This window comes from Streptomyces lunaelactis, from assembly GCF_003054555.1.
Lineage (GTDB): Bacteria > Actinomycetota > Actinomycetes > Streptomycetales > Streptomycetaceae > Streptomyces > Streptomyces lunaelactis.
Map to the genome: position 1 here is coordinate 7,988,506 of NZ_CP026304.1, position 25,501 is coordinate 8,014,006.

Here is a 25,501-nt window from a genome sequence, read left to right on the forward strand (position 1 = left end):
CACCGTGCCCCGCCCGCCCATGCCGGCAGTACCAGAGGTGGACGCGACCGCCGTCCTCGTCGGATTCGCCCGAGCGCTGCGCGCTGCCGGAGTCGCCGCGGGCCCCGACCGCGTACAGACCTTCCTCGGCGCACTCGAACTCCTCGGCTCCGAGGTGCGCTCCGACGTCTACTGGGCGGGCCGGCTCACCCTCTGCGGCAGCCAGGACGACCTGGAACGGTACGACCGCGTCTTCGCCGCGTACTTCGCGCAGCATCCGCACCCCGGCGAACGGGCGCGCCCGGCCCCGGCCCCCAAGCCGGTACCGCGCCCGGTGGCCGCCCAGGCCGGTACCTCTCCCGAAAGGGACGAGGAGGACGCCGTTGCACAGCCCGCGGCGGCCCTGGCGAGCTCCGCGGAGGTCCTGCGCCATCGCGACATGGCCGAGCTCAACGCGGCCGAGCGGGCCCAACTGCGGCGGCTGCTCGCGGCGTTCTCGCTGAGCGGTGAGCCGCGCCGCACCCCCCGGCTGCGTCCGGCGCGGCGCGGCGGCGTCGATCCGCGGCGCACCGTACGCGAGCTGCTGCACCGCGGCGGCGAGCCGGCCCGGCTGCGCTACCGCGCCCCCGCCACCAAGCCCCGCCGCGTCGTGCTGCTGCTCGATGTGAGCGGCTCGATGGACCCGTACGCGGACGCCCTGCTGCGCTTCGCGCACGCAGCCGCGCACGGCTCGTCCTCCCGGACGCCCACCGAGGTGTTCACGATCGGCACCCGGCTGACCCGGGTCACCCGGGAGATGACGCACCGCGATCCGGACGCGGCGCTGGCCGCTGTCGCGTCCGCGGTGCCCGACTGGAGCGGAGGCACCCGGCTCGGCGAGATGCTCCGCGGCTTCCTCGACCGGTGGGGGCAGCGCGGCACGGCCCGTGGAGCCGTCGTCGTCGTGCTCTCCGACGGGTGGGAGCGTGGCGACCCGGCACTGCTCGCCGCTCAGATGCGGCGGCTGCACCGACTGGCACACCGGGTGGTGTGGGCCAACCCGCGCAAGGCACGCCCGGGATACGAGCCGCTCGCGGCGGGTATGGCGGCGGCGCTGCCCAGCGTTGACGCATTCGTCGAGGGTCACAGCCTGGGAGCCCTGGAGCGCCTGGCAGCTGTGGTGAGAGGTGCGTCCGATGCGTGAGATCCTCCCCGCGCTGAGCCGCTGGTACGCCGCCGGAGAGCCGTTCGGGCTGGCCACCGTCGTCGCCGTCAGCCGCAGTGCGCCGCGCGGTCCCGGGGCGGCGATGGCGGTGGGCCCCGGCGACCAGGTCGTGGGCAGCGTCTCCGGCGGCTGCGTGGAGGGGGCGGTTTTCGAACTGGCCAAGGAGGTCGTCGAGACCGGTCAGGCACAGCTGCAGACCTTCGGCTACAGCGACGAGGACGCGTTCGCCGTCGGGCTCACCTGCGGCGGCGAGATCACGCTCCTCGTACGCTCCGTGTCGCCCGCGGCCGACGTCTCCTTCGGCGACGCCGCCCTGTCGGTCGCCGAACACCGCCCGGTGGTGGTGGCGACCGTGATCGACGGTCCTGCCCGGCGCGGCGCCGCGCTCGCCGTATGGCCGGACACCGTGGCCGGCTCGCTGGGGTCGAGCGGTCTCGACGCGGCGGTCACCGCCGACGCGCGCGGTGAGCTCGCGCAAGGGGCGACAGGCCGGCGGCACTACGGCCCGGACGGCGAGCGGCGCGAGGACGACGTCACCGTGTTCCTGCAGTCCTTCGCCCCGCCTCCGCGGATGCTGGTCTTCGGCGCGATCGACTTCGCCGCCGCGGTGGCCCGCATCGGCGCGTTCCTCGGCTACCGCGTCACCGTGTGCGACGCCCGCCCGGCCTTCGCCGACCCCCGGCGGTTCCCGGACGGGGCGGAGGTGGTCGTGGACTGGCCGCACCGGTATCTGCGCGAGACGGAGGTCGACGGACGGACGGTGATGTGCGTACTCACCCACGACCCCAAGTTCGACGTTCCGCTGCTCGAGGTGGCGCTGCGCTCCCCGGCCGCGTACATCGGTGTGATGGGCAGCCGTCGCACGCACGAGGACCGGCTGGCGCGGCTGAGGGAGACCGGACTCGACGAGGCGGAACTCGAGCGGCTGCGCTCGCCCATCGGCCTCGACCTCGGCGCACGTACTCCCGAGGAGGTGGCCGTCTCGATCGCGGCGGAGATCGTCGCTCTGCGCTGGGGCGGCAGTGGCACACCCCTCGCGGACACGGCCGGGGCCATCCATCCACCGCGGCTCAGGTCCGTGTGATCGGTTTGATCCGTGTCAGCGCGCGAGGAGGCGACCATGAGGCTGCAGAACTCCTTCACCGTCCCTGTCCCGGTAGACGAGGCGTGGCGGGTGCTCCTCGATATCGAGCGGGTCGCCCCGTGCATGCCGGGTGCCACCGTGGAGGCCTTCGACGGCGAGACCATCAAGGGCGCCGTGAAGGTGAAGGTGGGCCCGTTCACCGTGACGTACCGGGGCACCGCGACCTTCAAGGAGAAGGACGAATCGGCCCACCGGATCGTCCTGGACGCCCGGGGCAAGGAAGTACGCGGCCAAGGCACCGCGAACGCCACGGTGACCGGAACGCTCGCCGAACGCGACGGCGGTACGGCGGTCGTCGTCGTGACCGACCTGCTGATCACCGGACGCCCCGCCCAGTTCGGCCGCGGGGTCATGGCCGAAGTGGGGGACAAGCTCATCGGGCGGTTCGCCGACTGCCTGTCGCAGCTGCTGGCAGGCACGAAACCGGCTGCGGGCGCGTCTGCCGAGGCCGCCGCCCCGGAGGAAGCCGACGCACATGCCGAGGGCGTGAAGTCCGACGACGTGAAGTCCGAGGGTGTGAAGTCCGAGGGTGTGAAGTCCGACGACGCCGAGCTCGCCGTGGTCGCAGGCGCCGGAACGCACGAGGCCGAGCCGATCGATCTGCTGCGTACAGCGGGATTCCCGGTCGCCAAGCGCGCAGCGGGCCCCCTCGCTGTGGCCGCACTCGCCGCACTGGCCGTCTTCCTCGTCCGACTCATCCGCAGAAGGCGATGACGATGCGCCCGCAGCGGTCACCGAGGGCCCACGCGTCCGGCACGGCACCACCGCGCGCCCGCGTCCTGCGAGTGTCAGACTCGAAGAGCCGCGCTCGGGGGAACGCCGCGGGCGCTGAATGTCTCCCACCGTCAGTAAGGCATGCACCATGAGCTGGGCATCGTGGACAACCGGCGGAATCTACGCGGGTGCTGGTGGCGTCCTCACCGAGGAAGTCGGCGTGATCAAGGGCGACCTGACCGTCCACACCACCTGGTCGGACGGCGAGGCCCAGATCGCCGTTCAATTCAGCGGCTCCTCGGACTGGTTCACCCTGACGGGCAGTCCTGTCCCTTGCCCCTCCGAAGAGGCCAGCCGTACCCTCCACCAATCCGTTGTCGAAGCCGTACGGGCCGAGGCGGCCGCCCCCGTTTCCCTCGGGCAGGACATGGTTCCGCCGGCCTGAGCCAGAGCGCGGCGGCCGGACGCGGCAGACGCGGCGGTCGGAAGGGAGCGCCTGCGATGGATACGACCGATGGCTTGGAGGCCGGTGGCGGGCCGACGGGAGCCATGCTGTCCGCGCCGAGTGGGTTGCTCGATGTACTGAGCGTGGCAGCCGTCGTGCTGGACGCGGACGGGAACATCGCACTGTGGAGCCCCCAGGCCGAGCAGCTGTTCGGCTGGAGCGCGGAGGAGGCGCTCGGCCGGCCCGCTGCCGGGCTGCTGGCCGCCAAGGAACACGTCGGTATGGTGCTGGAGCTGTTCGCACGGGTGATGGGCGGCGACGGGGACTGGGCCGGGGCCTTCCCGGTGCGCCGCAAGGACGGCAGCTCGCGCCTCGTGGAGTTCCGGAACATGCGGCTGCTGGACGAGAAGGGTGACCTGTACGCGCTGGGGATCGCGACGGACCGGGCCATGCTGCGGCACCTGGAGAGGGACCTCGCTCTGTCGTCGCGCCTGGTGGCGCAGTCCCCGATCGGGCTGGCGGTGCTGGACACGAACCTGCACTACGTCCTGGTCAACCCGACGCTTGAGCGCATCAACGGCCTGCCCGCTGCCGAGCACATCGGCCGCCGTCCCCTCGAGGCCCTGTCGTTCCTCGACGACGCGGGGGCGGTCGAATCGGCGATGCACCAGGTCCTGGCCACCGGCACCCCACTGCTCGAGCAGTTCACCGCGGGCCGCACCCACGCCGACGAGAGCACCGAGCACGCCTGGTCGGTGTCGTACTACCGGCTGGAGGACGCCACCGGGCGGGTCCTGGGCGTGGCCACATCGGTCGTGGACGTCACGGAGAGCCACCAGGCGGCCAAGGAGATCGCCCACGGCCGCAGGCGGCTCGCTCTGATCGCTGACGCCTCGGTGCGTATCGGCACCACCCTCGACCTGGACCAGACCGCCCGCGAGCTCGCCGACGTCGTCGTACCGGAGCTGGCCGACGTCGCGGCGGTGGACATCCTCGACTCCGTTCTGGAAGGCCGTCCCAGCGTCGCGGGGGCCGCCCGCGGGCCCGCCGTGTTCCGGGCGCTGGCAGTGTCAGCCGCCTACTCGAGCGAGGCCGTTCGCGCCGCGGACCCTCCTGGCGACGTCGCCAGGTACGACGCCGACCGCCTGGTCACCCAGTGCGCGACCACCGGTCACCCGGTGCTCGTGGCCCATGTGCAGGCCCGGGACCTGTCACGTATCGCCCGCGATGACGACGCCGCCGCTCTGCTGGCCCGCGCCGGGCTGCGTTCCTACCTGGCTGTGCCGCTGATCGCCCGGGGCGAGGTGCTCGGCGCACTCGACCTCAAACGCACCCGCAACCTGCTGCCGTTCGACGCCGACGACATCGTCCTGGCCGGCGAACTGGCCGCCCGTGCCGCTGTGTGCATCGACAACGCCCGCTGGTACCGGAGCGCACGCAACGCCGCCATCGCCCTCCAGCGCCACCTGCTCCCGCAGCGGCCACCGCAACTCGTCGGGCTCGAAGTCGCCTACCGGTACCGGCCCGCCGCGGCCACCATCGAGATCGGGGGCGACTGGTTCGACGCCATCGCGCAGGCGGACGGCACGACGGCCCTTGTCGTCGGAGATGTGATGGGAAGCGGCATCAATGCCGCCGCCACGATGGGGCAACTGCGCACCGCCACCCGCACCCTCGCCGAACTCGGCCTCGATCCCACCCAGGTGCTCCAGCACCTCGACCGCATCACCTCCGGTCTGGGCGAGACCATCGCCACCTGCATCTACGCGGTCTACGACCCGCGCAGCGCGCAGTGCCGCATCGCCGTCGCGGGGCATCTGCCGCCGGTTCTCGCCCGCCCCGGCGAGGCCCCCCGACTCCTCGACCTGCCGACCGGCGCGCCGCTGGGCGTGGGCGGCATCCCCTTCGAGGCGACCACCGTGAGCATGATGGTCGGCGACGAACTGGTGCTGTACACAGATGGCTTGGTCGAAACCCGGGACCAGCCCATCGACGCGCGTCTCAACATCCTGCTGGAGCTGCTCGCCAACACGGGCCGCCCGCTGGAGGAAACGTGCGACTGGCTCCTGGATTCCCTGCGCCGGCCGGACGACCACGACGACGTCGCCCTGGTCATCGCCCGCGTCTCATCGCCCTAGGTGTTCTCGGGGAGGCCGGGATGACCGACCGCTCCTCCCGGCCCCCACCGCAGCCCGCGCCGGACCCCGACCCGTACCGAGCGCCGGATCATCAAGGTCCGCACCTTGCGCCGCTGGGGACCTGCCCGCATCGCCTACCTCCTGGGCCTCAACCCGGCCACCGGGTGGCAGGTATCGCTCGACGTGATCGCCTCGTCATCACGCCCGTGACCAGCATCCCGGGGCACCCGTTTGATGACGTGCCGTCAGAGCACGACTCTCGTGACGATGCGCAAACACGGCCTCGGCGTGGCGTGCCGTCCAACGGGTGAATGTCGCCGATTCACCACTCGAAGAGCCCATGCCGTAGCTGGATTGCGCCGCTCTCCGGTGGTGCGGAAGCGAATTCCGGTTGACGGTGGATCACGTCGCCACTGCGATCCGCGGAGCTGACGGTTGGTCAGCCATCGCAGCCGCGTCGAAAGGAATTCGCTTCCATGCGCACAGCTCGCACCCTGCTCGCTACAGCCGCCATCACCGGGGCCTTCATGATCTCCGCACCGGCCGCCATGGCCATGACTACTGACGACAGCTGGGAGAAGGACAGCAGCCCTTCCTCCAGCAGCGACCCCACCGTGAATTCTGGGAGGCCTGAGGCGGCCGAGAGGCCTGAGACGGCCGCGAAGCCCGAGAAGGCCGAGACGCCTGAGAAGGCCGAGAAGAGCGACCACGGCAAGACCTGGGAAGGCGAGAAGCCCGAGGGCGGTGTCGCCACCGGCGGTGGCGCCCTCGCCGCGGCAGGGGACTGGGAGCAGGACTCCGGCTCGTCGTCCAGCGGCAGCGGCAGCTGGGAGAAGGGCAAGTCGGAGGGCGGCTGGAAGGAGGGGAAGCCGAAGGGTGGTGTCCACACCGGCGGTGGCGCCCTGGCCCTGTCGGGCGGCAGCCTGGCCGCGGGCTCGGTGCTGATGCTCGGCGGCCTCGGCGCCGCGGCGTACAAGCTGCGCCGCCGCGACGTATCTGGTGCCGCGGCCGCCTGACGGGGCTGAACCACCAGCAGGCCGCTCGCTGTCGCGGCCGCCGTCCCTCGCGGACGGTGGCCGCGGCGATTGCGTTTCTGCCTCCGCAGCCCCGTTCCGCCGCTCGTTCACACCCGCTGACACCCCTCTGACGCCCCGTACAACGAAAGGCACGCTCCCATGGCCGCCCCGCAGCCGCCCGGTTCGAACCAGTCCCGGACCGTCCCCGCCTCCAATCCCCTCGGCCGCGCCCTGATGTGGCCCTTCGTGGCGGTTGGGCTGGGCGTCATCCTCATCTACAGCTCGTTCGACACCTCGGCACAAGGCACGCCACGGTCCCCACAGATCCGTCCTGCGGCTGCCGCCCCCGCCCCGACCAAGGCTGCCGACGCCTCTGCTCCTGAGCTGGTGTTGCCCCGTTCCGCGCCGAAGAGGCTGTCGATCCTGGAGATCGCCGTCGACGCCCCCTTCACCGAGCTGTCCGTCGGCGCCTCCGGACAGCTGGACGCACCCCCCCCGGACAACAACAATCTCGTCGGCTGGTTCCGGGGCGGTGCGACGCCCGGCGAACGTGGCACCTCGATTGTGGCGGGCCACGTCGACACCAAGACCGGCCCCGCCGTGTTCCTGCTGCTCGGCGCGCTCAAGCCGGGAAGCAGGGTCGACATCACTCGCGAGGACGGCACCGTCGCCATCTTCACGGTGGACTCCGTCGAAACCTTCAGCAAGGCCCGCTTTCCCAACGAGCGGGTGTACGCGGACACTCCGTCCCCGCAGCTGCGGCTGATCACCTGCGGAGGCGACTACGACAGGAAGGCGAAGGACTACGAGGACAACGTGGTGGTGTTCGCCCACCTGGACTCGGTCAAGTGAGCCTGAGCCGCCGCCCCCAAAACGATGCGGCGAAGGTGATCGTGATGGGTGGCTGCGCCGCGTCAGCCGTTCCCGCCGTCGTTTCCGCGGTGTGCTGCGCCGAGCTGGGCCCAGGCGCTGTCCAGCAGCATCTCCAGCGCGGTGGGATACGCGCTGTGGTTCATCCGGGCGGCCAGCAGGTGCGCGGTCGCGGCGATGTGCGGATGGGTCGCCGCGGGCAGCCGGGCGTACGTGGCCTGCCAGACCTCTTCGTCCGCCGTGCGTGATCCCGCCGGCAGGGCCAGCGAGGCGGCGTCCAGCGCGGCGAATGCCAGGCTCTGGTCGATGAAGGCGTGATAGATCCGGACGGTGTCGGTGTCCGTGAAGCCGGCGGTACGCAGCAGTCCCAGGATCGTCTCGTCGGCCGCGACCTCGTAGGCCTTGCCGGTCACCCGGCTGGCGGTCAGCACGGCCGCCTGCGGATGACGGAGATAGGCGGCATGGATACGCAGCCCCAGCTCCCGCAGGTCCGCGCGCCAGTCACCGGTGCTTTCCCAACCCGCCACGGCACGTCCGACGAGCGTGTCACCGATCGCGAGGGTGAGGTCGTCGATGCCGCTGAAGTACCGGTACAGCGTGCTCGGGTCCGCCCCCAGAGCGGTGCCCAGACGGCGCACTGTCAGACCCGCGCTCCCGTGCTCCTGCAGCATGCGAAGCGCGGTCTCCACGATCAGCTGCTGTGAGAGCACCGCACCGCTCTTCGTGGGACGACGACGCCGCCGGGCTTCCTCCGGCACTACGGGCTTGGGCACGGCACGCTCCCTCCATGACACCCACCATGACCCCACCGACCTTATGCCAACACCATTGACGTGAACAGTGGCAGGCACGTTGGATCGGATCAGAGAGGCGCTGCGACCATCAGCAGCGCCCCGCAGGCTGTGCCTGGGAAACGGAGTTCTGCCATGCGTGTACTGCTCGTGGGGGCCGGCGGCGTCGGTACCGCCATCACCCGGATCGCGGCCCGCCGGTCCTTCTTCGACCACATGGTCGTTGCCGACTACGACCTCTCCCGCGCCGAAGCCGCCGTCGCGGCCCTGCAGCCGGACGGCCGCTTCAGCGCCGAACGGATCGACGCGAGCGACGAGGGGGCCGTCACCTCCCTGCTGCACCGGCAGCGCTGCGACGTCCTGCTCAATGCCACCGACCCCCGCTTTGTGATGCCGCTGTTCCAGGCGGCCCTGGCCGCCGGGGCGCACTACCTGGACATGGCGATGTCGCTGTCCCGCCCGCACCCGGAGCGCCCGTACGAGCTCTGCGGTGTCAAGCTCGGCGACGCCCAGTTCGAGCGGGCCGCGGACTGGGAGAAGGCCGGATCACTCGCCCTCGTCGGCATGGGCGTCGAGCCGGGACTGTCCGACGTCTTCGCCCGGCACGCCGCCGAGGAACTCTTCGACGAGATCGAGGAGATCGGCATCCGCGACGGGGCGAACCTCACCGTCGACGGCTACGACTTCGCGCCCTCGTTCAGCATCTGGACCACCATCGAGGAGTGCCTCAACGCGCCCGTCGTCTACGAGGCCGGCCGGGGCTGGTTCACCACCGCCCCCTTCAGCGAGCCGGAGGTCTTCGACTTCCCCGAGGGGATCGGGCCCGTCGAGTGCGTCAACGTCGAGCACGAGGAGGTTCTCCTGGTGCCGCGGTGGGTGGACGCGGGACGTGTCACCTTCAAGTACGGCCTCGGTGCGGACTTCATCGGTACGCTGCAGACGCTCCACCAGCTGGGCCTGGACCGCACCGATCCGGTGCCGGTGCCCGCGGCGGACGGATCGGGCACGGTCCACGTCTCTCCGCGGGACGTGGTCGCCGCCTGCCTGCCCAACCCGGCAGCCCTGGGGGAGCGCATGCACGGCAAGACGTGCGCGGGCACCTGGGTCAAGGGCACCAAGGACGGCCGCCCGCGCGAGGTCTACCTGTACCACGTGGTCGACAACCAGTGGTCCATGCGCGAGTACGGCTGCCAGGCCGTCGTATGGCAGACCGCGATCAACCCGGTCGTGGCCCTGGAACTGATCGCCGCCGGCACCTGGTCCGGCAGCGGCGTCCTCGGTCCCGAGGCACTCCCCGCCCGGCCTTTCCTGGACCTGTTGACCGAGTACGGTTCACCCTGGGGCATGCGCGAGCAGTGACAGCCCAACGCCGGTGCTGTGTGCGTCAATAGGTCTGGACCAACTCGGCGTACCGGCGCCGGCTGGCGCCGTCTCGCAGGTGAAGTGGGGCCCGCGCCCCCGAATTGGCGCTACTGTTCTGATCCGTATCATCTCCGCGACGGCGTGATCCCTTCCGCCGTCCGCAAGAGCCCGTCGACGCCCGCCCGGCGCACGGAGTTTCAGCGAGTTTCCGCTTCGACTGAGCAGAACCATCCTGGTTTCCGTATCCCTCTGCGTTGTGCTGTGTCTTCCGCCGGAGCGGGCGAGAGTACGGCCCGACTCGGCCGAGGGGCATGAAGCCCACGGTGTGCGACGGCAATCAAGAGGGGCGGACTGATGAGGTACAGACAGAGACACAAGCGGTCCAGACTGATCGGCATGACTGTCGCCGGGGTGACAGCGATGGCCGTGGGGGGCGGGGCTCTCCTGATGACGGACAACGACGCCTCGGCCGCCCGGGGTTCCACGAAGGCCGCAGGCTGGCAGGCGCCGATGACCATCAACTGTCCGGACGTCGCGGTCCGTCTGTCGAGTGTGCCGGAGCAGGCGCGGCCGGCCGTGGACGGTGAACTCGCGCAGCTGGACAGCCAGGTCGCGGATGCCTATCGGCAACTCGCCACCGGCGGCGCTCAAGCCGACCAGAAGTGGGTACGCACGCGCGTACTGGATCCGCTGTCCTCCCAGCGCCGCGGCACTCTGGACCGCATCGCCGCCGAGATCGAGCGGGTCTCGAGCCGGCCCCAGGGGATGGACTCGCTGGCGTCCTGCACGGTCAAGAAGGACGATGTGGCCCCCGCTTCCGCGGCCGGTTCCGGATCTGACGCTCCGAGCGCCCCTGCTGCCAGTGCCTCCGCGCCGGCCGCGGGCGGTCAGGGGCAGACGGGTCCCCGAAGGTCGGACTTCGTGGACATCCGCAAGGTGCGGCCCAATGTCGCCGAGCCCCGCGTACGGAGCAACGCCTCCCGTGGCACCTTCAAGTCGCGCTGCGGTCGCAACGAGAACAAGCACTTCAACCCCGACAACGTCATCGTCGCCCCCGGTGTGAGCAACGGCGCCCACCACATGCACGACTACGTCGGCAACCTCGAGACCGATGCCTTCTCCACCAATGACGACCTGGCCACCGCCAATACGACGTGCACCAACGGCGACCGCTCCACGCACTATTGGCCGGTGCTGCGACTGCGCAACGGGAAGATCGAGGCCGACGCCAATCTTCCCGGCGGCGGACAGGACGGCAACGTCGGACGCATTCTCCAGCCCGCTTCCGTGCAACTCACCTTCCGCGGCAGTCCCGTCGGCAAAGTCACGGCGATGCCCACATTCCTGCGCATCATCACCGGCGACGCCAAGGCGTTCACCAATGGAACAGCCAATGCCAACGCATCCTGGAGCTGCACCGGCTTCGAGAACCGACAGCTCAAGGACAAATACCCGCTGTGCCCGCGCGGCAGCAACGTGGTGCGTACGTTCAATTTCCAGAGCTGCTGGGACGGCCAGAACACCGACAGCGCGAACCACCGCACGCATGTGACCTTCGCGCGCCCCAACGGCGCGTGCCCGAAGGGATTCCGGGCCATTCCTCAACTGGTCCAGCGGATCACGTACAAGATCGCGCCCGGCTCCGTGTTCGCCGTCGACAGCTTCCCTGAGCAGTTGCACAAGCCGGTGACGGACCATGGCGACTTCATCAACGTGATGTCCGCGTCGCTGATGAGGAAAGCGGTGAGCTGCATCAACAACGGCCGTAGGTGCGGCTGACGTCCGGATCCGGCGCGGCGGATGCCACGCCGCCCGCCCGTTTCCTCTCGTCGACGATGGGGACCCCGCTCTTGTGCACTCAGGCGTTCACCGCGTGGGCGCAGGCCCAGGAGCAGGGTCCCGGCGGCCGAGAGTCTGGGGCGGCCGGTCGATAAACGGACAGAGGCGGCATAAGCCTCCATATTTGCCTACAGCGGCGAATAGTGGTGCGAACCGCGGGGCGTTTCGCGGTCCGCCAGGGCGACTCGCTGCGCGACCTTGGTCGAGAAAGCGTTCCGGCAGTGACGTTTCGCCCGAAAAGTTACTGCGTGGGCAGTTGCTCTGATATTTCGCATGATGCCTGAATTGGTAGTACTCGCGCGAAATATCTTTCTCTCGCGCCCTGCCGCACGGCACACCGTTCCGCATTGCCTCCAGTGAAATGGGTCACGTCTATGGCGATTTGTGGACAGCGCCGATGAGCCCAGTCCCGTTCCACAGAAAGAAAGTTGAGTTTCCCGCTCGGGATGGATCAAGGGATATTCTCGCGGCGGATCCTCCTCGCGGAATGCCCTATTGAATTCAGGGCTTGTTCCCTCCGGTGCATCTCGCTTACGGTCACGGCAATCCGGATGGACCGCCGAATCCTGCCGCCATCCGGAAACCGAACCGACCCACTCACGTACGGCAGGAGCGGGGGACCCAGGTAAGCCGCCGATCCGGAATCCGGAACGGCTTGGGGTGAAGTCGCATTCATACTGCGGCCGGGCATCTCCAGCCCGAACCCGACAGCTCACCTCGCAGGCGACGGAGAGGAATTCGTCATGCCCGCAAAGGGTAAGCACCGTCGCCCCAAGTCCAGCTCACTCACCCGGGGTCTCGCCGTCGTGGGCACGGGTGGCGCCGCACTCGTCCTTCCGGTGATCGGCGCGACCGCTGCCGGCGCGGCGCAGGCGCAGCCCGTTGCTGTCGAGAAGGCCGTGGCACCGGCCATCGCGGCGGCCGCGCCGGCCCCCGCGAAGAAGGCGGGCCCCACGACCTATTCGGTCGTCGCGGGGGACTCCCTTTCCAAGATCGCGGACCAGCTCGCCGTGAGCGGCGGCTGGAAGAAGCTGTACCAGGACAACCGGAAGGCTGTCGGTGACGACCCGCGGCTGATTCATCCCGGACTCGAGCTGACCGTCGGTAAGAAGGCCAAGGCGCCCTCCGCCAAGGCGCCCTCCGCCAAGGCGTCCGCGTCCAAGGCATCCTCCTCCCAGCGGGCCGACCGTTCCGAGCGGACGTCCACCCTGTCCACCAAGAAGGCCGCCGTCGTCTCCAAGCCCGCGGCCTACTCCAATGACCTCGACGGCTGGATCAAGGAGTCGCTGGACGTCATGGCCCGGCACGGCATACCGGGCAGCTACGACGGCATCCACCGAAACGTCATGCGCGAGTCCGCGGGCAACCCGCTGGCCATCAACAACTGGGACTCCAACGCCGCCGCCGGAACGCCGTCCAAGGGGCTCCTGCAGGTCATCCAGCCGACCTTCCTGGCCTACCACGTGCCCGGCACGGCGATGGACAGCTTTGATCCGGTCGCCAACATCACCGCCGCGTGCAACTACGCCGCCGACAAGTACGGCTCGATCGACAACGTCAACGGACCTTACTGACGTTCTGGGTCCCGGCGGCTCGGGCCGCCGGGATCCCCGTGAAGCGCCCCGAGATGTGCAGGTCGGCCCCGATCCCGGCTGCTGCCGCCCGCAGCTCGGGCAGGCGCGGCCTGCTGCGACGTGCTCGCCGACGTCGATCTGCGGCCCGGCCTGGCCCGTACCACCGCACCGACTCTTTAGCCGAAAGGTTCAAACGCAACAGATCGCGCTCGCCGCACGGACCGGGCCGACGTGACGGCGCTCCACGAGCGTGACCTTCAGGTCACGGAGGGGCTGCATGGCGACGGGCCGAAGATCGCCGCCCGAGCCCTTACTCCGGTCGTGTTCCGCATTCGCATCGCATTCGTGATCGGTGCGGCGCATGATGGTGGGCATGGCGAAGCCGACCATCCTGACCGTCGACGACGATCCGGGAGTCTCCCGAGCCATCGCCCGCGACCTCCGGCGCCGGTACGGCGACCGGTATCGCGTGCTCCGCGCGCCCTCGGGTGCAGAGGCCCTGGAGGCATTGCGGGAGGTCAAGCTGCGCGGCGAGCCGCTCGCCGTGATGATCGCCGACTACCGCATGCCGACGATGAACGGCGTGCAGTTTCTGGAAGCGGCCATGGACCTCTTCCCCCTGGCCAGACGGGTGCTTCTGACGGCGTACGCCGACACGGGCGCGGCCATAGACGCGATCAACATCGTCGATCTCGATCATTACCTGCTCAAGCCGTGGAGTCCGCCGGAGGAGAACCTCTACCCGGTGCTGGACGCGCTGCTGGAGCTGTGGGCGGCGGCGCCCGACCTGGCGGTGGGGGAGACACGGATCGTCGGCCACCGCTGGTCGGCGCCGTCCTTCGCCGTACGGGAATTCCTCGCCCGCAATCTCGTGCCCTACCGCTGGGTCGCCGCGGACGAACCCGAAGGGCGGCGGCTCCTGGACGCGGCCGGTCTCAGCGCCGACGACGTGCCGCTGGTGATCACGGCCGACGGCAAGACCCTGCAGGCGCCGAGCGAGGCCGAGCTCGCCGCCGAAGTGGGACTGAGCACCACCCCGGCCGCCGACTTCTACGACGTCGTCGTCATCGGCGCGGGCCCCGCAGGGCTCGGCGCCGCCGTCTACGCGGCGTCCGAGGGGCTGCGAACGGTGCTGGTGGAGCGGAGCGCGACCGGCGGGCAGGCCGGCCAGAGCAGCCGTATCGAGAACTACCTGGGTTTCCCCGACGGAGTGTCCGGGGCGCAGCTGACGGACCGGGCACGTCGGCAGGCCACCCGCTTCGGCGCCGAGATCCTCAGCGCGCGGGAAGTGGTGTCACTGGAAGCGGCAGGGGCGGGCCGGGTGCTGCGGTTCAGCGACGGGACCTCGATCGGGGCGCACACCGTCGTCCTGGCGACGGGGGTGTCGTACCGGCGGCTGGAGGGGGCGGGCCTCGACGAGTTCACCGGAGCCGGAGTCTTCTACGGCTCGGCGTCCTTCGAAGCAGCCAACTGCACGGGGGAGGACGTGTACATCGTCGGCGGCGCCAACTCCGCCGGCCAGGCCGCCGTCTACTTCTCCCGCTATGCCAACCGCGTCCATCTCCTGGTCCGCGGAGCCGACTTGGCCAGGTCGATGTCGCACTACCTGGTCCAGCAGATCGACGGCATCGCCAACATTCACGTCCACCCGCACACCGAGGTGGCGGGCGGCGAGGGCGACAGGCACCTGCAGCGACTGACCCTGCGCGACAACCGCACGGGCGACGTGAGAACGACCGATGCCTCGTGGCTGTTCGTCTTCATCGGCGCCGAACCGCCCACTGGGTGGCTGGACGGCGTCGTCCGCCGTGACGAACGGGGCTTCGTGCTCACCGGTCCCGACCTGCTGTCCGAGGGAGCGCGCCCCGCTGGATGGCCGCTGTCACGGGACCCCTACCACCTCGAAACCAGTGTGCCCGGTGTTTTCGCCGCCGGCGACGTACGGGCCGAATCGGTCAAACGGGTCGCATCCGCGGTCGGGGAAGGCGCCATGGCCGTCTCCCTGGTGCACCGCTACATGGAGGCGCAATGAATGCCCCGAGCCCGCGCGACAAGCTGACCCCGGCCGAACTGCAGACCCTGTTCCTCTTCGAGGCCCTCGACGACAAACAGCTGGCGTGGCTCGCCGAGCGCGGCAGCGTCGAGGTGCGGCCGGGCGGAGCGCCCGTCTACTCCCAGGGCGAGGCCGCCACCTGCTTCTTCGTACTTCTCAGCGGTACGGTCGCCATGGTCCGCCATCTCCACGGCGACGACATCGAGCTCGGCCGCACCGAGCAGGTAGGTGTCTACAGCGGAGCCACGCAGGCCTACCTCGGGGACCGGGTGGACCAGGTCTACCCCAACACGCTGCGAGCCATCACCGACGTCGAACTCTTCGTGCTGCCCGCCGAAGAGTTCGCCCACGCGGTACGCACCTGGTTCCCCATGGCGCTGCATCTGCTCGAAGGCCTGTTCTTCGGCACCCGTGCCAGCAACACCATCATCGGCGAACGCGAACGACTGGAGGCCCTCGGCTCCCTCACCGCCGGGCTCACCCACGAGCTCAACAACCCCGCGGCCGCGGCCGTACGCGCCACCGACACCCTGCGCGACCGGGTCACCAAGATGCGCCACAAGCTCGCCCTCATCGCCGACGGCCGGGTGGACGGCACCCGTCTGCACCACCTGGTCGAGATGCAGGACGCGGCCGTCCAACGCGCCTCCAACGCCCCCAAGCTGTCGGCGATCGAAGCCTCCGACGCCGAGGACGAGGTCACCGACTGGCTCGAGGACCACGAGATCGACCGGGCCTGGGACATCGCCCCCGTCCTGGTCGCCGGCGGCATCGACCCCGCATGGCTGTCCGAGGCGACCGACAGCCTGGGCGACGAGAACCGGCAGGCGGCGGTGGGGTGGCTGACGTACACCATCGACACCGAGCTGTTGATGGGGGAGATCGAGGACGCCGTCAACCGCATCTCCGGCCTCGTCGATGCGGCACGCCAGTACTCCCAGCTCGACCGCGCCGCCCAGCAGCCCGTCGACATCCACGAACTCCTCGACGCCACGCTGGTGATGCTGCAGGCCAAGATCCCCTCGGGCGTGCGCGTGGTGAAGGAGTACGACCGCGGTCTGCCGCCCATCCCGGCGTACGGTGCGGAGCTCAACCAGGTCTGGACGAACCTCATCGACAACGCCCTCGGCGCGATGAACGGCAGCGGCACGCTCACGATCGCCACCTGGCGCGATGCCGACCGCCTCTTCGTCGAGGTCCGCGACACCGGCCCCGGCATCCCGGCCGACATTCGCCCGCGGATCTTCGAGCCCTTCTTCACCACGAAGCCGGTCGGTGAGGGTACCGGGCTCGGCCTCGACATCTCCTACCGCATCGTGGTCAACAAGCACCACGGCGATATCAGAGTGGACTCGCAGCCGGGCAGCACGAGGTTCCGCGTCTGCCTGCCGATCACGCCGGATTCGCACGACGAGGAACCGTCGCCCGCCACTGCCGAGAACTCCTGAAACCGGACGCTCAGTCGGTCCTGGCGCGGGCTCCGTGCCGTGTCCTGCCGCTCGCCACGGGGCGATTCGCGTGCCGCTTCAGGTACTCGGCCTCCAGTTCCGTCATGCGGATGCTGTGCGCCACGAGTGCGTTCTGTGAACCGTGCAGCAACGTGTCGTGCCGCGTGCGGTGAATGGTCTCGAGCTCCCGCATCAACTGCTGGTCGTCGAGATCGGCCGGCTCCACGCCTCGGTGGCCGGCCCCGGCGTCGCTCATCGGGGAATTCCTTCCAGCAGATTCGTGAACTCATCCACAACGACCATGATGCGCCCTCTTCCGGAACCTGTCGTGGCCGTGGGCGTGCCGGCACTTCGGAGGCCCGTGGGAGGTGCCGTCAGTCGAGGGACAGCCCGGTGCATACGGAGGGCGTCGACCGACTCGGCGAGCAGCTCGTACTCGGTCACCTCGTCGTGGACCGTGTAGCGGATGAGCCGGCCGCCGGCCAGCTGTTCAGCGATCCTGTTCTGACACGCGTTGTCGTCGCGCCAGGCGCGCAGCAGGCCCGGCACATCGGGGACGTGCGCACCTATCGGGCAGAGTGCTTCGGCCGGGAAGTGCGGACTGTCGGGCGTGGGATCGAGCCTCTCGGCGATCCACGTGGCGCGGTCGCGCAGCCACCACATCGCGAGCGGCAGAGTGGGCGCACGATAGGTCCCCAGAGGTACGCCGATCCGCCGGCCTCCAGCCACTCCGTACGCGGTGACGTGACACAGGAATTCGTCATGCACGGCTGCTCTCCTTGCACCGTTTTCGTCGCGAGGCGGCCGCTGCCGCCCTTTCGTTGCATCGATGTGGCGCGCGTGCTGTGAAGCGGTTCCCGGGAGAGCGATTTGTTCAATCTTGGATGGCCCCAGTCTATGAGTATCCGCTTCTTCTGATTCATGTCACCACAAGGTTCCGGGCAGATGTGACGCATATTCAGGAGGGTTACTGGCCGAAAATATCCGCACCGTTGAGGATGAACCCGGCCCGGTTCACCGGTACCGGAGCCACGCGGGCGGTACATAGTGGTTCCGGGACACTTTCACTCGCCGGGTTGGCCCAGGACCGAGGATCGGTGCATGAACAGCCAAGACTTGCTGGCAGATGGGTTCGAGCGCATTCGGGAGGCGGTACACGGCGCGGTCGAGGGGCTCTCGCCGGAGGATGTGAACGCACGGCTGGACGCGGACGCGAATTCGATCGCCTGGCTCGTGTGGCATCTGACGCGTATCCAGGACGACCATGTGGCCGATGCGGCCGACGTGGAGCAGGTGTGGTTCTCCCAGGACTGGGCGGCCCGTTTCGAGTTGCCCTTCCCCAAGGAGGCGACGGGGTACGGCCACTCCAGCAAGCAGGTCGCCGCGGTACGGGTCCAGTCGGCCGAACTCCTGCTCGGCTACTACGACGCCGTCCACGAGCAGACCGTGCGGTTCGTCCGCGGGCTCGACGACGCGGCGCTGGACGGCGTTGTGGACGCGTCCTGGTCCCCGCCGGTCACCCTGGGCGTCCGGCTGATCAGCGTCCTGGCCGACGACCTGCAGCACGCCGGCCAGGCGGCATTCGTCCGAGGATCGCTGGAGCGCCGCTGAGAAGCCCGGCGCCGAGGCCACGTCCTGTCCCTGCCGTTGGGGTGGATGCCGGGCGGCCGATGGCGTGGTGCACGCCAGGTGTCGGGTGATGGTCCCTAAGGTCGGCGGCTGACGGACCGCCGCCGGCGCGGCATGTGACCACCGCCGCTCGGTGACGGCCCATCACGTCAAAGGCGCTCCCTTGCCTCCTCGATGTACTGCGCCGGGGGCGCCGGCCGTCTCTGCCGGCCGGTACGGCATCGGGCCGGCCGACCAGAACAGGTGGGTGTCTCATGGGCCGCTCTCAAGCGCCCGATTCCGTCGAGTCGTGCACGCGGGAAACGTCCGAACCGTCCGGTCCGGGACGCCGGTTGTGGCGGAACCGGCTGGCCGCGGCAGCGGGAGTCGTGATGCTGTGCGCGGCCGGACTCGTGCCCGTCGGGCCGACGGCCGCGGCCGCCGTACCCACCCGCGGCGGCGCACCGCTGTACATCTCCGATTACAGCAACAACCGAGTGGTGAAGCTCCCCGCCGGCGGCGGTCCGCAGATCACCGTCCCCGCGACCGGTCTGGTCCGCCCGACCGGGATGGCGCTCGACGCCGCCGGCGACCTGTACATCTCCGACACGGGCAACAACCAGGTGGTGAAGCTGCCCGCCGGCGGCGGCCCGCAGACCGTCGTCCCCACCACCGGCCTGCTCCGCCCGCTCGGGCTGGTGATCAGCGCCGGCGGTGACCTGTACGTCGCCGACTCCTTCAACGACCGGGTGGTGAAGCTGCCCGCGGACGGTGGCCCGCAGACCATCGTCCCCACCACCGGCCTGCTTCACCCGTGGGGACTCGCACTCGACCGCGTCGGTGACCTCTACATCTCCGACTTCGTGAACGACCGGGTGGTGAAGGTGCCCGCGGACGGCAGTGGGCAGACCACGGTTCCTGCCGGCGGCCTCTCCCAGCCCGCCGGGCTTGCCCTCGACCGAGCGGGCGACCTGTACATCTCCGACACCGGCAACAACCGGGTGGTGAAGGTGCCCGCGGACGGGAGCGGGCAGACCACCGTTCCCACCAACGGCCTGAACGACCCGCTCGGGCTGGCGCTCGACGCCGCCGGCAACCTCTATATCGCCGACAACTACAACAACCGCGTCGTGAAGGTGGCCGCCGACGGCGGCGGGCAGACCACCCTCCCCGCCAACGGCCTGAACGGTCCGACCGGGCTGGCGATCCGTCCGGCCCGCCCCGGCTGGTGACGATCGGGACGCGATGACGGACGGTGACGGCGCCCCGTGACCGTCACCGCGCCGGTCGTCAGGCGTCCTCGTCCCCGGCCAGGAAGTGGAAGCCCGGCCGGGGGTGCATGAGGAAGTCGTGGTGGGAGATGTTCCACGCGTACGCCCCGGCCAGTGCGAACACCACTCGGTCTCCGGCGCGAAGACCCTCCGCCGGGACACGGCGGGCGAGGACATCCTTCGGCGTGCACAGCTGCCCGGCCAGGGTGACCGGACCGTGGCGGCTCGTGGACCGTGGCCACGGGTGGGGCCAGGCGTCCACGGGGAGCACGGCGCACGGCTGGTCGTGGCCCTTCGTCGCCGGGGTGCGGAGGTGGTGCGTGCCGCCGCGGACGATAGCGAAGTCCTCGCCGTGGCTGTGCTTCACGTCCAGGACCTCCGTGGCGTACCAGCCGCAGTACGCGGTCAGCGCGCGGCCCGGCTCGATGCGCAGCAGCAGCCCGGGGTGCGCGGCGGTGAGGCGGGCGAGGCCCGCGCCGTAGGCGGCCCAGTCGAATCTGGCGTCCGGGCGCGCGTAGTCGACGGTCATGCCGCCGCCGACGTTCACTTCGCGCAGGGGGATGCCGTGCCGGGCGGCGAGCTTCGATGCCCAGGTCACGATGGATTCGGCTACGGCGAGTTGCTCGGGGGCCGCCAGGCCACTGGCCAGGTGCGCGTGGATGCCGCGCAGTTCCAGCTGCGGGTAGGTGCCGTCGGTGAGGAGGCGGACCATGTCGTCCGCCTGGGACGGGTCCAGACCGAACGGTGTCGGGCGCCCGCCCATGGCCAGTGCGCTCGCCTCCAAGGACTCCTCGGCCAGGGGCAGGTTGAGGCGGAGCAGGACCCGGACGCGGGTGCCGGACGTCGAGCGGGAGGCGACGAGGTCCGCCAGCATGCGGAGTTCGTACGCGCTCTCCACATGGAAGCGTTCCACGCCCAGTCGCAGGGCCGACTCGATTTCGGCGGGGGTCTTGCCGGGGCCGCCGAAGGCCAGCGGGCGGCCCGGGAACGCCGTTCTGACATGGGCGAGTTCGCCGCCCGAGGAGACTTCGTAGCCGTCGACGTACGGAGCGAGGGCGGTCAGGATCTCCGCTTCGGGGTTGGCCTTGGCGGCGTAGTACAGCTCGACGCGTTCGGGCAGGGCGGAGCGGACGAAGGCCGCGTGCTCGCGCAGTGCGACGAGGTCGTAGAGGTATGCGGGCAGCTCGTCGGCCGGGAGGGCCAGCGCGCGGTCCCGGACCAGCGGAGTAAGGGCGGCAGGAGTGGTCAACGGGCGCTCCGGCAGGCGTCGGCACGGGTCGCTCCGGACAGCACGTCCTCGGCGAGCGGGGAGGGCAGCCGGACATAGCCCGCGTCGCGGTCGGCGGCACGCCCCCACCGGGCGAGCAGATTGGCCTTGGCGGGCAGCGGCACACCCGCCAGCAAGGCCCTCAGCCGGGGCGGGCAGCCGTACTCGTCGGCGTAGTCCCGGATCGTGCGGCGCACCTGCGACCACAGTGCCCGCTCGGTCCCCGGGTGCAGATCGGCGAGAGCGGCGAGCATCTCGGCGATGTGGTTCACCACGAGGCAGTACACGACGCGGTCCCAGCCGCGCCGGGCGTCGTACGTCAAAGGACCCGCGATCTCTGCGGGAAGTGCGGCGAGGGCGTGGGCGTGGTGCTCGGGGACGAGCTTGGTGCCTTCCAGATCGCGGAAGAGGACCTGGGCGGGTCTGCCGTCGGCGTCGACGCCTACGAGGACGTTCTGCAGGTGCGGTTCGAGCACCAGTCCGTGGTCGAAGTAGGCGGCCAGGACGGGCGGGACGAGCAGCGCGAGATAGTCCCGCCACCACCCGAGGGCGGTTGCGGGGTCCGCTCCGGCCGGCAGCCGGGAGATGTGTGCGGGACCCGTGGGGTACTCGTCGGCGACCGCGGCGGCGAGGAGGGGAGTGGTACGGGGGAGAAGGCGGCCGTCGAGCCCTTCGCGGACGATCACCCCGAAGCCTTCCAGCAGCGCGAGGTCGGGGCGGCCGTCGGGCCCGGCGAGCGCGAGGCTGCGGTACGCGGGTTCGCGGAGCACGCCGGTGCCCGGGAAGCGGGTGGCCAGGTCGCTGAAGGCCGGGCCGAGCAGCCGGGTGAGAGCGACCGCGCCCGAGAGTTCGTAATGAGCGTTCTTCCGTACGCAGTTGGTGATGCGGACGTTGAGGCTGAACTTCAGGAAGGTGTCACCGTCGTAGAGGGTCCGTACGGACGCGGTGGGCGTGAAGTGCGTATGCCCGGGGCCCAGATCGAGGATGTCGCCCCGGCCGACGGCTGCCCGCAGCGTCGGCTGCGTGCGCAGCAGTTCGTACTGCCAGGGGTGCGCGGGCAGCAGCCGGTACCCCTCAGGCACCGCCCCCAGCCGGTCCAGCGGGTCGGCGGCACCGGGCTCTGCGCACTCCTGGACGACCAGGTGGTCGCGTACGGCGAGCAGGCGGAGCGGGAAGGAGGCCCCGGCCTCGGGGGCGTACGCGGACCAGGAGGCGGGATCGCCGCCGTGTGCCTTGGGCGTGGGGTGGAAACGGTGGCCCAGTACCAGCGACTGCTCGGACGCGAGATAGGCGGCGAGACGGTCCCCGTCCATCGCCTGCGGGCGGTGCGCGTGCACCGCGAGCGCGGCGGTGACTCCCCGGTGGCTCGCGGCGACCTGCGCCAGGAACTCGTCATTGCGCGCGCCGGTACGCAGTGACAGTTCGGCATGTATGTACTCGGCGAGCCGCCGCCAGTCGACCTCGGACCACCCGCCGTCGGACTGCTCGGTGACCGGCCCCGTGAAGCGGTGGGCGCCGAGGACGGACGTACGGCGAAGGGCCACCCGGAGCAGCACTCCCCGGTGTGGCAGGCGCAGCAGCAGACGGCCGTCGACGACGGCGGTCTGGCGCTCGCGGCCGGACACCTCACGGAGCAGGCAGTTGAGGAGGGTGTGGGCGACGGCCCGGTCGGCGGTGGGGAGCCCGGACGACGACTCCGTCGGATACGCCGGGCGGCCGGGGATTGTGCTGGTCATCGCCGGTCACGCTCCGGGCAACAGGTAGTTGGGGCCGGTGGTGTAGTGCTTGTTGATGTCGGACGCCCCCGATCGGTGTTTGGTGAGCAGCGTGCCCGCCGTGACCATTGCTTTGACGGGCAGGTGCGCTGCGTCCAGGACGTGTGCGCGCAGTACGGCTCCGGGCCGGCCCGGCTGCGTACCGAGCCGTTCGACGGCCTCGTCGAGCCGGTCGCGTACGAGCCGCAGCAGCCGGTCGAGCGGGGCGCGGCCGTGCCGGGCGAGACCGAAGGCGTACGCGCCCGCGCACAGGTGGACGGTGATGGTGGTGAACAGATCGAGGAGCGGCCCGTCGCTGTCGCCGGAGATCCGCGCGTCGTCGAACTCGGCCGGGTCCGGCGCATCCGCGCCGAGGGCCTCGCGCAGCCGGACGGTGTTGATGCGCGGGCCGTCGTTGTCCTTGAGCAGCAGCCTCGGACGTGTGCGGCCACCGGGCTGGTCCAGCACCAGCGAAATGTTCTGCTGATGGGACTCCAGGGCGATCCCGTATCCGAAGAGCGTGGTCTGCCAGTCGAAGAGCAGCGTGAGGGTGGCGTCGAGGAGGGCGAGCGCGTCGCCGCCGTAGAAGCGGTCTGCGAGGCGGTCGATCAGCAGCCGGCCGCCGGGGGCCGGGCCCAGCAGAGCCGCCATCGGAACGACCACGGCGCCCTCCAGACCGGTGGGACAGCGGCGTACGAGCACGGCGAGGAGTTCATGACCGGCATGCGCGAAGTGCGACTCGTCGGCGTGCAGGACGGTGTCCGCGAAGCGTGGCTCACGGGCGATGACCGTGTGCAGCAGGCGCTGGCCCGCCGCGCCGTCGATCAGTGTGCCGGGCTTGATGGTGCGGCGGTTGAGCAGGCCCAGCGTGGAGGTGGCCAGGGGCAGTTTGAGATGGACATCCGGATGGGTGGTGAGTGCCAGGGTCCGCATCGACAGGGTCGGCACGGCCTCCAGATACGGCCGTTCGGCCAGGACGGCCCGGCCGTCGAGTCCGGTGGCGCGCAGGGCGTCCCGCAAGGGGCCACCCGTGGTCAACGGGTGGACCGGAAGGGCGAGATGGCTGCCGTCGAGTTCCGGCGGCAGCCCCAGCGCCGAAGGGAGTGGCCACCAGCCGTGAGGGGCTGTGTCCCGTCCCGGTACCGCGTCCGTCCGAGTGCGCGCCTCGGTGACCGCCTCGGCGGGCAGAGCGAGCCAGCGCAGCGCGAGGGTCGGGTGGAACTCCGGTGCGTACGAACGCAGTTGACTGTCCGAGAGGCCGGAGCGGCCGCGTGCCGTCGGGTACACGGGATGGTCGGTGCGGGCGGCGAGCGTGTCGAAGGCGAGCCCGGCGGCCAGGCCTGTCCAGTCGGCCGGGTCGCAACCGTACCGGGCGACGAGCCGCGCGGCGACCTCGTCGTCTGTCGCGGTGTGCAGTCGCAGCGCGGCGAGGGCCTGCCGGTATTCGGCGGCGAAGGCGTCGAAACCGCTGCGGTCCACGGGGTCGGCGAGGGTGCCGAGTGCGGTCAGGATGTCGTCGGCGGTGGTCAGATCCGTCCCGTCGGACTCGCGCCGCAGCAGCGGCAGGCGGGCGGTGGTCCGGCTCTGGAATCCGCGCATCCCGTCGTCGCGGACCGGCAGCAGAAGCGCGTCCTTGTCGGCGGTGTCCAGGCGCAGCCAGGTTCCGTCCGGCCGTTCCACGGCCGTGCTGCGTGTGCGGAGACCGACGACGTCCTCGCGCAGCAGTGCGCTGAGGCTGCGGAGCAGGAGCTCCCCCTCGGCCGCCGTACCGCCGGCATCCGCGCCGCCCGCACTCGTCACCGTCACGGCGTGATCTCCCAGCGCTGCCCGTCGAGGAAGTCGGCCACGGCCCGGTCCACGGACTCCTGGTCGGTTCCGGTGGCTCTGATGATGCCCAGAAAGTCGCGATTGGTGTGGTAAAGCTCGTGCCGCTCCCCGATCCCGCGCACCGGACGGTACGTCAACTTCACGTCGCCGACCATCAGATCGGCCGGAGCGGGAGCGGCCGTCAAGGTGCCGGCGCGGTCCGCGCACGGGTAGTCCAGCCGGGCCGCGCCGTCGGTACGCGCTCCCAGGTCCGGCGGCAGCGGCTCGCCAAGGTGCGTACGCAGGATGTGCTCGAAGAGCGGGATCCCGAGCAGTTCGGCGAGCAGCAGGTCGCACTGATCGCCGATGGCACGGTAGTTGACCTCGATGATCCGTACGCGTCCCTCTTCCACGACGAATTCGGTGTGACACACGCCGAACCCCACACCGAGTGAGTCCAGTTGAGCCAGCACCTGGGCCACCACCGGCCCGGGGTGGCCGGGGACGAAGGACAGCCGCTCCTCGATGAAGTACGGGGGAGGGGACAGCTCGGTGCGGAAGCCGCCGAGGACATGCAGGCGCCGGCCGTCGCCGAGAGTCTCCAGGGTGCACAGCTCGCCGCTCAGATACTCCTCGACGACCAGCGCCGCGCGCGGCCGGCGGGAGCGGATCTCCTTGCAGCGCTGGACAAGCGCTGCGGGCTCGTCGACGCGTATGACGTCTTCGCTGGCCACGCCCTCGCGCGGTTTGACCACGCAGGGGAACGGCACGTCGAGGGCGGACAGCGCGGCGGGATCCTGTCCGGCGGTCAGCTCCACCGACCGGACGGTGCAGGCAGCGGTGGCGGCGAGGTGCCGGCGCATCTCCGCCTTGTCCTTGGTGCGGAGCGCGGCCTGCCAGCTCTTGGCGGGGAGGCCGAAGTAGCCGGCGGCCAGTGCGGTCTGGGTCTGCAGGTGGTCGCTGTTGGTGAAGACCGCGTGCGGGGTGTGGTGGGCCGAGATCCGGGAGATGACCGCGTGAAAGTCGCGGACGTCGCACGCAAGGAGCTCGATGTCGGGGTAGAGGGCGCGGTGCGCCTCGGGCTGGTCCGTCAGAACGGTGACGGCGAGGCCGAGCCGGCGGGCGGCGGGGATGAAGCCTTCGGTGACCGAGTCGGTTGGATTGAGGGCGAGCAGGTACATCCGCGCCGGGTCTGATGAACCCCCTGGTACGGCTGCC

21 protein-coding genes, 2 pseudogenes and 1 riboswitch are annotated in these 25,501 nt (G+C 70.4%); of the genes and pseudogenes, 15 read left to right on the plus strand and 8 right to left on the minus strand.

Annotated elements, in window-relative coordinates; all coding sequences use genetic code 11:
- Positions 1–19 precede the first annotated feature (19 nt).
- From SLUN_RS36530 to SLUN_RS36565, 8 genes and pseudogenes are all read left to right on the plus strand, one after another.
- Positions 20–1,162, plus strand: a complete 1,143-nt coding sequence (locus SLUN_RS36530; RefSeq protein ID WP_108154153.1) for a vWA domain-containing protein — start codon at positions 20–22, stop codon at positions 1,160–1,162.
- Positions 1,155–2,267, plus strand: a complete 1,113-nt coding sequence (locus SLUN_RS36535) for an XdhC family protein (protein ID WP_108154154.1) — start codon at positions 1,155–1,157, stop codon at positions 2,265–2,267. Before SLUN_RS36530 ends, SLUN_RS36535 begins: the two co-directional genes overlap by 8 nt.
- Before the next feature lie 36 nt (positions 2,268–2,303).
- Positions 2,304–3,041, plus strand: coding sequence for an SRPBCC family protein (locus SLUN_RS36540; RefSeq protein ID WP_108154155.1), 738 nt, complete (start codon positions 2,304–2,306; stop codon positions 3,039–3,041).
- A gap of 148 nt (positions 3,042–3,189) precedes the next feature.
- Complete coding sequence (locus tag SLUN_RS36545) at positions 3,190–3,486, plus strand: hypothetical protein (protein ID WP_108154156.1); 297 nt, start codon at positions 3,190–3,192, stop codon at positions 3,484–3,486.
- Between the two features lie 56 nt (positions 3,487–3,542).
- The gene (locus SLUN_RS36550) at positions 3,543–5,624 is read left to right on the plus strand and encodes a SpoIIE family protein phosphatase (protein ID WP_108154157.1); all 2,082 of its coding nucleotides are present in this window, start codon (positions 3,543–3,545) and stop codon (positions 5,622–5,624) included.
- Positions 5,625–5,629: 5 nt separating this feature from the next.
- A pseudogene (locus SLUN_RS36555) lies at positions 5,630–5,786 on the plus strand (IS481 family transposase); the annotation flags it as partial.
- Between the two features lie 314 nt (positions 5,787–6,100).
- Positions 6,101–6,640, plus strand: coding sequence for a hypothetical protein (locus SLUN_RS36560; RefSeq protein WP_108154158.1), 540 nt, complete (start codon positions 6,101–6,103; stop codon positions 6,638–6,640).
- 159 nt (positions 6,641–6,799) lie between these two features.
- Entirely contained in the window at positions 6,800–7,492 is a 693-nt protein-coding gene (locus SLUN_RS36565) for a class F sortase (RefSeq protein WP_108154159.1), read from the plus strand.
- Between the two features lie 62 nt (positions 7,493–7,554).
- Here SLUN_RS36565 and SLUN_RS36570 read toward each other — a convergent pair whose 3' ends face one another.
- The gene (locus SLUN_RS36570) at positions 7,555–8,283 is read right to left on the minus strand and encodes a TetR/AcrR family transcriptional regulator (protein ID WP_108154160.1); all 729 of its coding nucleotides are present in this window, start codon (positions 8,281–8,283) and stop codon (positions 7,555–7,557) included.
- Positions 8,284–8,436: 153 nt separating this feature from the next.
- On the opposite strand from SLUN_RS36570, the gene SLUN_RS36575 reads away from it, so the two are divergent.
- The 3 genes from SLUN_RS36575 to SLUN_RS36585 all read left to right on the plus strand — a co-directional run bounded on the left by SLUN_RS36575 (position 8,437) and on the right by SLUN_RS36585 (position 13,076).
- Entirely contained in the window at positions 8,437–9,660 is a 1,224-nt protein-coding gene (locus SLUN_RS36575) for a saccharopine dehydrogenase family protein (RefSeq protein ID WP_108154161.1), read from the plus strand.
- 399 nt (positions 9,661–10,059) lie between these two features.
- A complete protein-coding gene (locus SLUN_RS36580) occupies positions 10,060–11,442 on the plus strand; it encodes a DUF1996 domain-containing protein (RefSeq protein WP_254709848.1) in 1,383 nt (460 codons plus the stop codon).
- Positions 11,443–12,082: 640 nt separating this feature from the next.
- A riboswitch (cyclic di-AMP (ydaO/yuaA leader) is annotated at positions 12,083–12,241 on the plus strand.
- Positions 12,242–12,245: 4 nt separating this feature from the next.
- Positions 12,246–13,076, plus strand: coding sequence for a LysM peptidoglycan-binding domain-containing protein (locus SLUN_RS36585; RefSeq protein ID WP_108154163.1), 831 nt, complete (start codon positions 12,246–12,248; stop codon positions 13,074–13,076).
- Between the two features lie 189 nt (positions 13,077–13,265).
- On the opposite strand, the gene SLUN_RS36590 is transcribed toward SLUN_RS36585, so the two are convergent.
- Positions 13,266–13,451 carry a hypothetical protein gene (locus tag SLUN_RS36590; protein WP_159100414.1) on the minus strand — a complete coding sequence of 62 codons (186 nt, stop codon included), beginning with the start codon at positions 13,449–13,451 and terminating at the stop codon, positions 13,266–13,268.
- On the opposite strand from SLUN_RS36590, the gene SLUN_RS36595 reads away from it, so the two are divergent.
- Positions 13,450–15,108 carry an NAD(P)/FAD-dependent oxidoreductase gene (locus SLUN_RS36595; RefSeq protein WP_108154165.1) on the plus strand — a complete coding sequence of 553 codons (1,659 nt, stop codon included), beginning with the start codon at positions 13,450–13,452 and terminating at the stop codon, positions 15,106–15,108. The two genes, SLUN_RS36590 and SLUN_RS36595, sit on opposite strands and share 2 nt — an antisense overlap.
- Complete coding sequence (locus SLUN_RS42155; RefSeq protein ID WP_108154166.1) at positions 15,105–16,577, plus strand: ATP-binding protein; 1,473 nt, start codon at positions 15,105–15,107, stop codon at positions 16,575–16,577. The genes SLUN_RS36595 and SLUN_RS42155 overlap by 4 nt, the downstream gene beginning before the upstream one ends.
- Before the next feature lie 10 nt (positions 16,578–16,587).
- Here SLUN_RS42155 and SLUN_RS36605 read toward each other — a convergent pair whose 3' ends face one another.
- Both SLUN_RS36605 and SLUN_RS36610 read right to left on the minus strand, forming a co-directional pair.
- Positions 16,588–16,833 (minus strand): DUF6158 family protein, encoded by a 246-nt coding sequence (locus SLUN_RS36605; protein ID WP_108154167.1) that lies wholly within the window; start codon positions 16,831–16,833, stop codon positions 16,588–16,590.
- Between the two features lie 110 nt (positions 16,834–16,943).
- Positions 16,944–17,345: pseudogene (locus SLUN_RS36610) on the minus strand (hypothetical protein); the annotation flags it as partial.
- A gap of 333 nt (positions 17,346–17,678) precedes the next feature.
- Here SLUN_RS36610 and SLUN_RS36615 point away from each other — a divergent pair.
- On the plus strand, positions 17,679–18,188 hold the full coding sequence (locus SLUN_RS36615; RefSeq protein ID WP_108154168.1) for a mycothiol transferase: 510 nt from the start codon (positions 17,679–17,681) through the stop codon (positions 18,186–18,188).
- A gap of 272 nt (positions 18,189–18,460) precedes the next feature.
- Complete coding sequence (locus SLUN_RS36620; protein ID WP_108154169.1) at positions 18,461–19,417, plus strand: NHL repeat-containing protein; 957 nt, start codon at positions 18,461–18,463, stop codon at positions 19,415–19,417.
- A 58-nt stretch (positions 19,418–19,475) separates the two neighbouring features.
- Here the strand turns inward: SLUN_RS36620 and SLUN_RS36625 are convergent, their stop codons facing one another.
- Genes SLUN_RS36625 through SLUN_RS36640 form a run of 4 tightly spaced genes read right to left on the minus strand, consistent with a single transcriptional unit; the run spans position 19,476 to position 25,464 of the window.
- Positions 19,476–20,705 carry a type III PLP-dependent enzyme gene (locus SLUN_RS36625; protein ID WP_108154170.1) on the minus strand — a complete coding sequence of 410 codons (1,230 nt, stop codon included), beginning with the start codon at positions 20,703–20,705 and terminating at the stop codon, positions 19,476–19,478.
- A complete protein-coding gene (locus tag SLUN_RS36630) occupies positions 20,702–22,459 on the minus strand; it encodes an IucA/IucC family protein (protein ID WP_108154171.1) in 1,758 nt (585 codons plus the stop codon). The genes SLUN_RS36625 and SLUN_RS36630 overlap by 4 nt, the downstream gene beginning before the upstream one ends.
- Before the next feature lie 6 nt (positions 22,460–22,465).
- The gene (locus SLUN_RS36635; protein WP_108154172.1) at positions 22,466–24,283 is read right to left on the minus strand and encodes an IucA/IucC family protein; all 1,818 of its coding nucleotides are present in this window, start codon (positions 24,281–24,283) and stop codon (positions 22,466–22,468) included.
- Positions 24,280–25,464: an ATP-grasp domain-containing protein gene (locus SLUN_RS36640; RefSeq protein ID WP_254709852.1), complete on the minus strand. Its 1,185-nt coding sequence runs from the start codon at positions 25,462–25,464 to the stop codon at positions 24,280–24,282. The genes SLUN_RS36635 and SLUN_RS36640 overlap by 4 nt, the downstream gene beginning before the upstream one ends.
- Between the last annotated feature and the right edge of the window lie 37 nt (positions 25,465–25,501).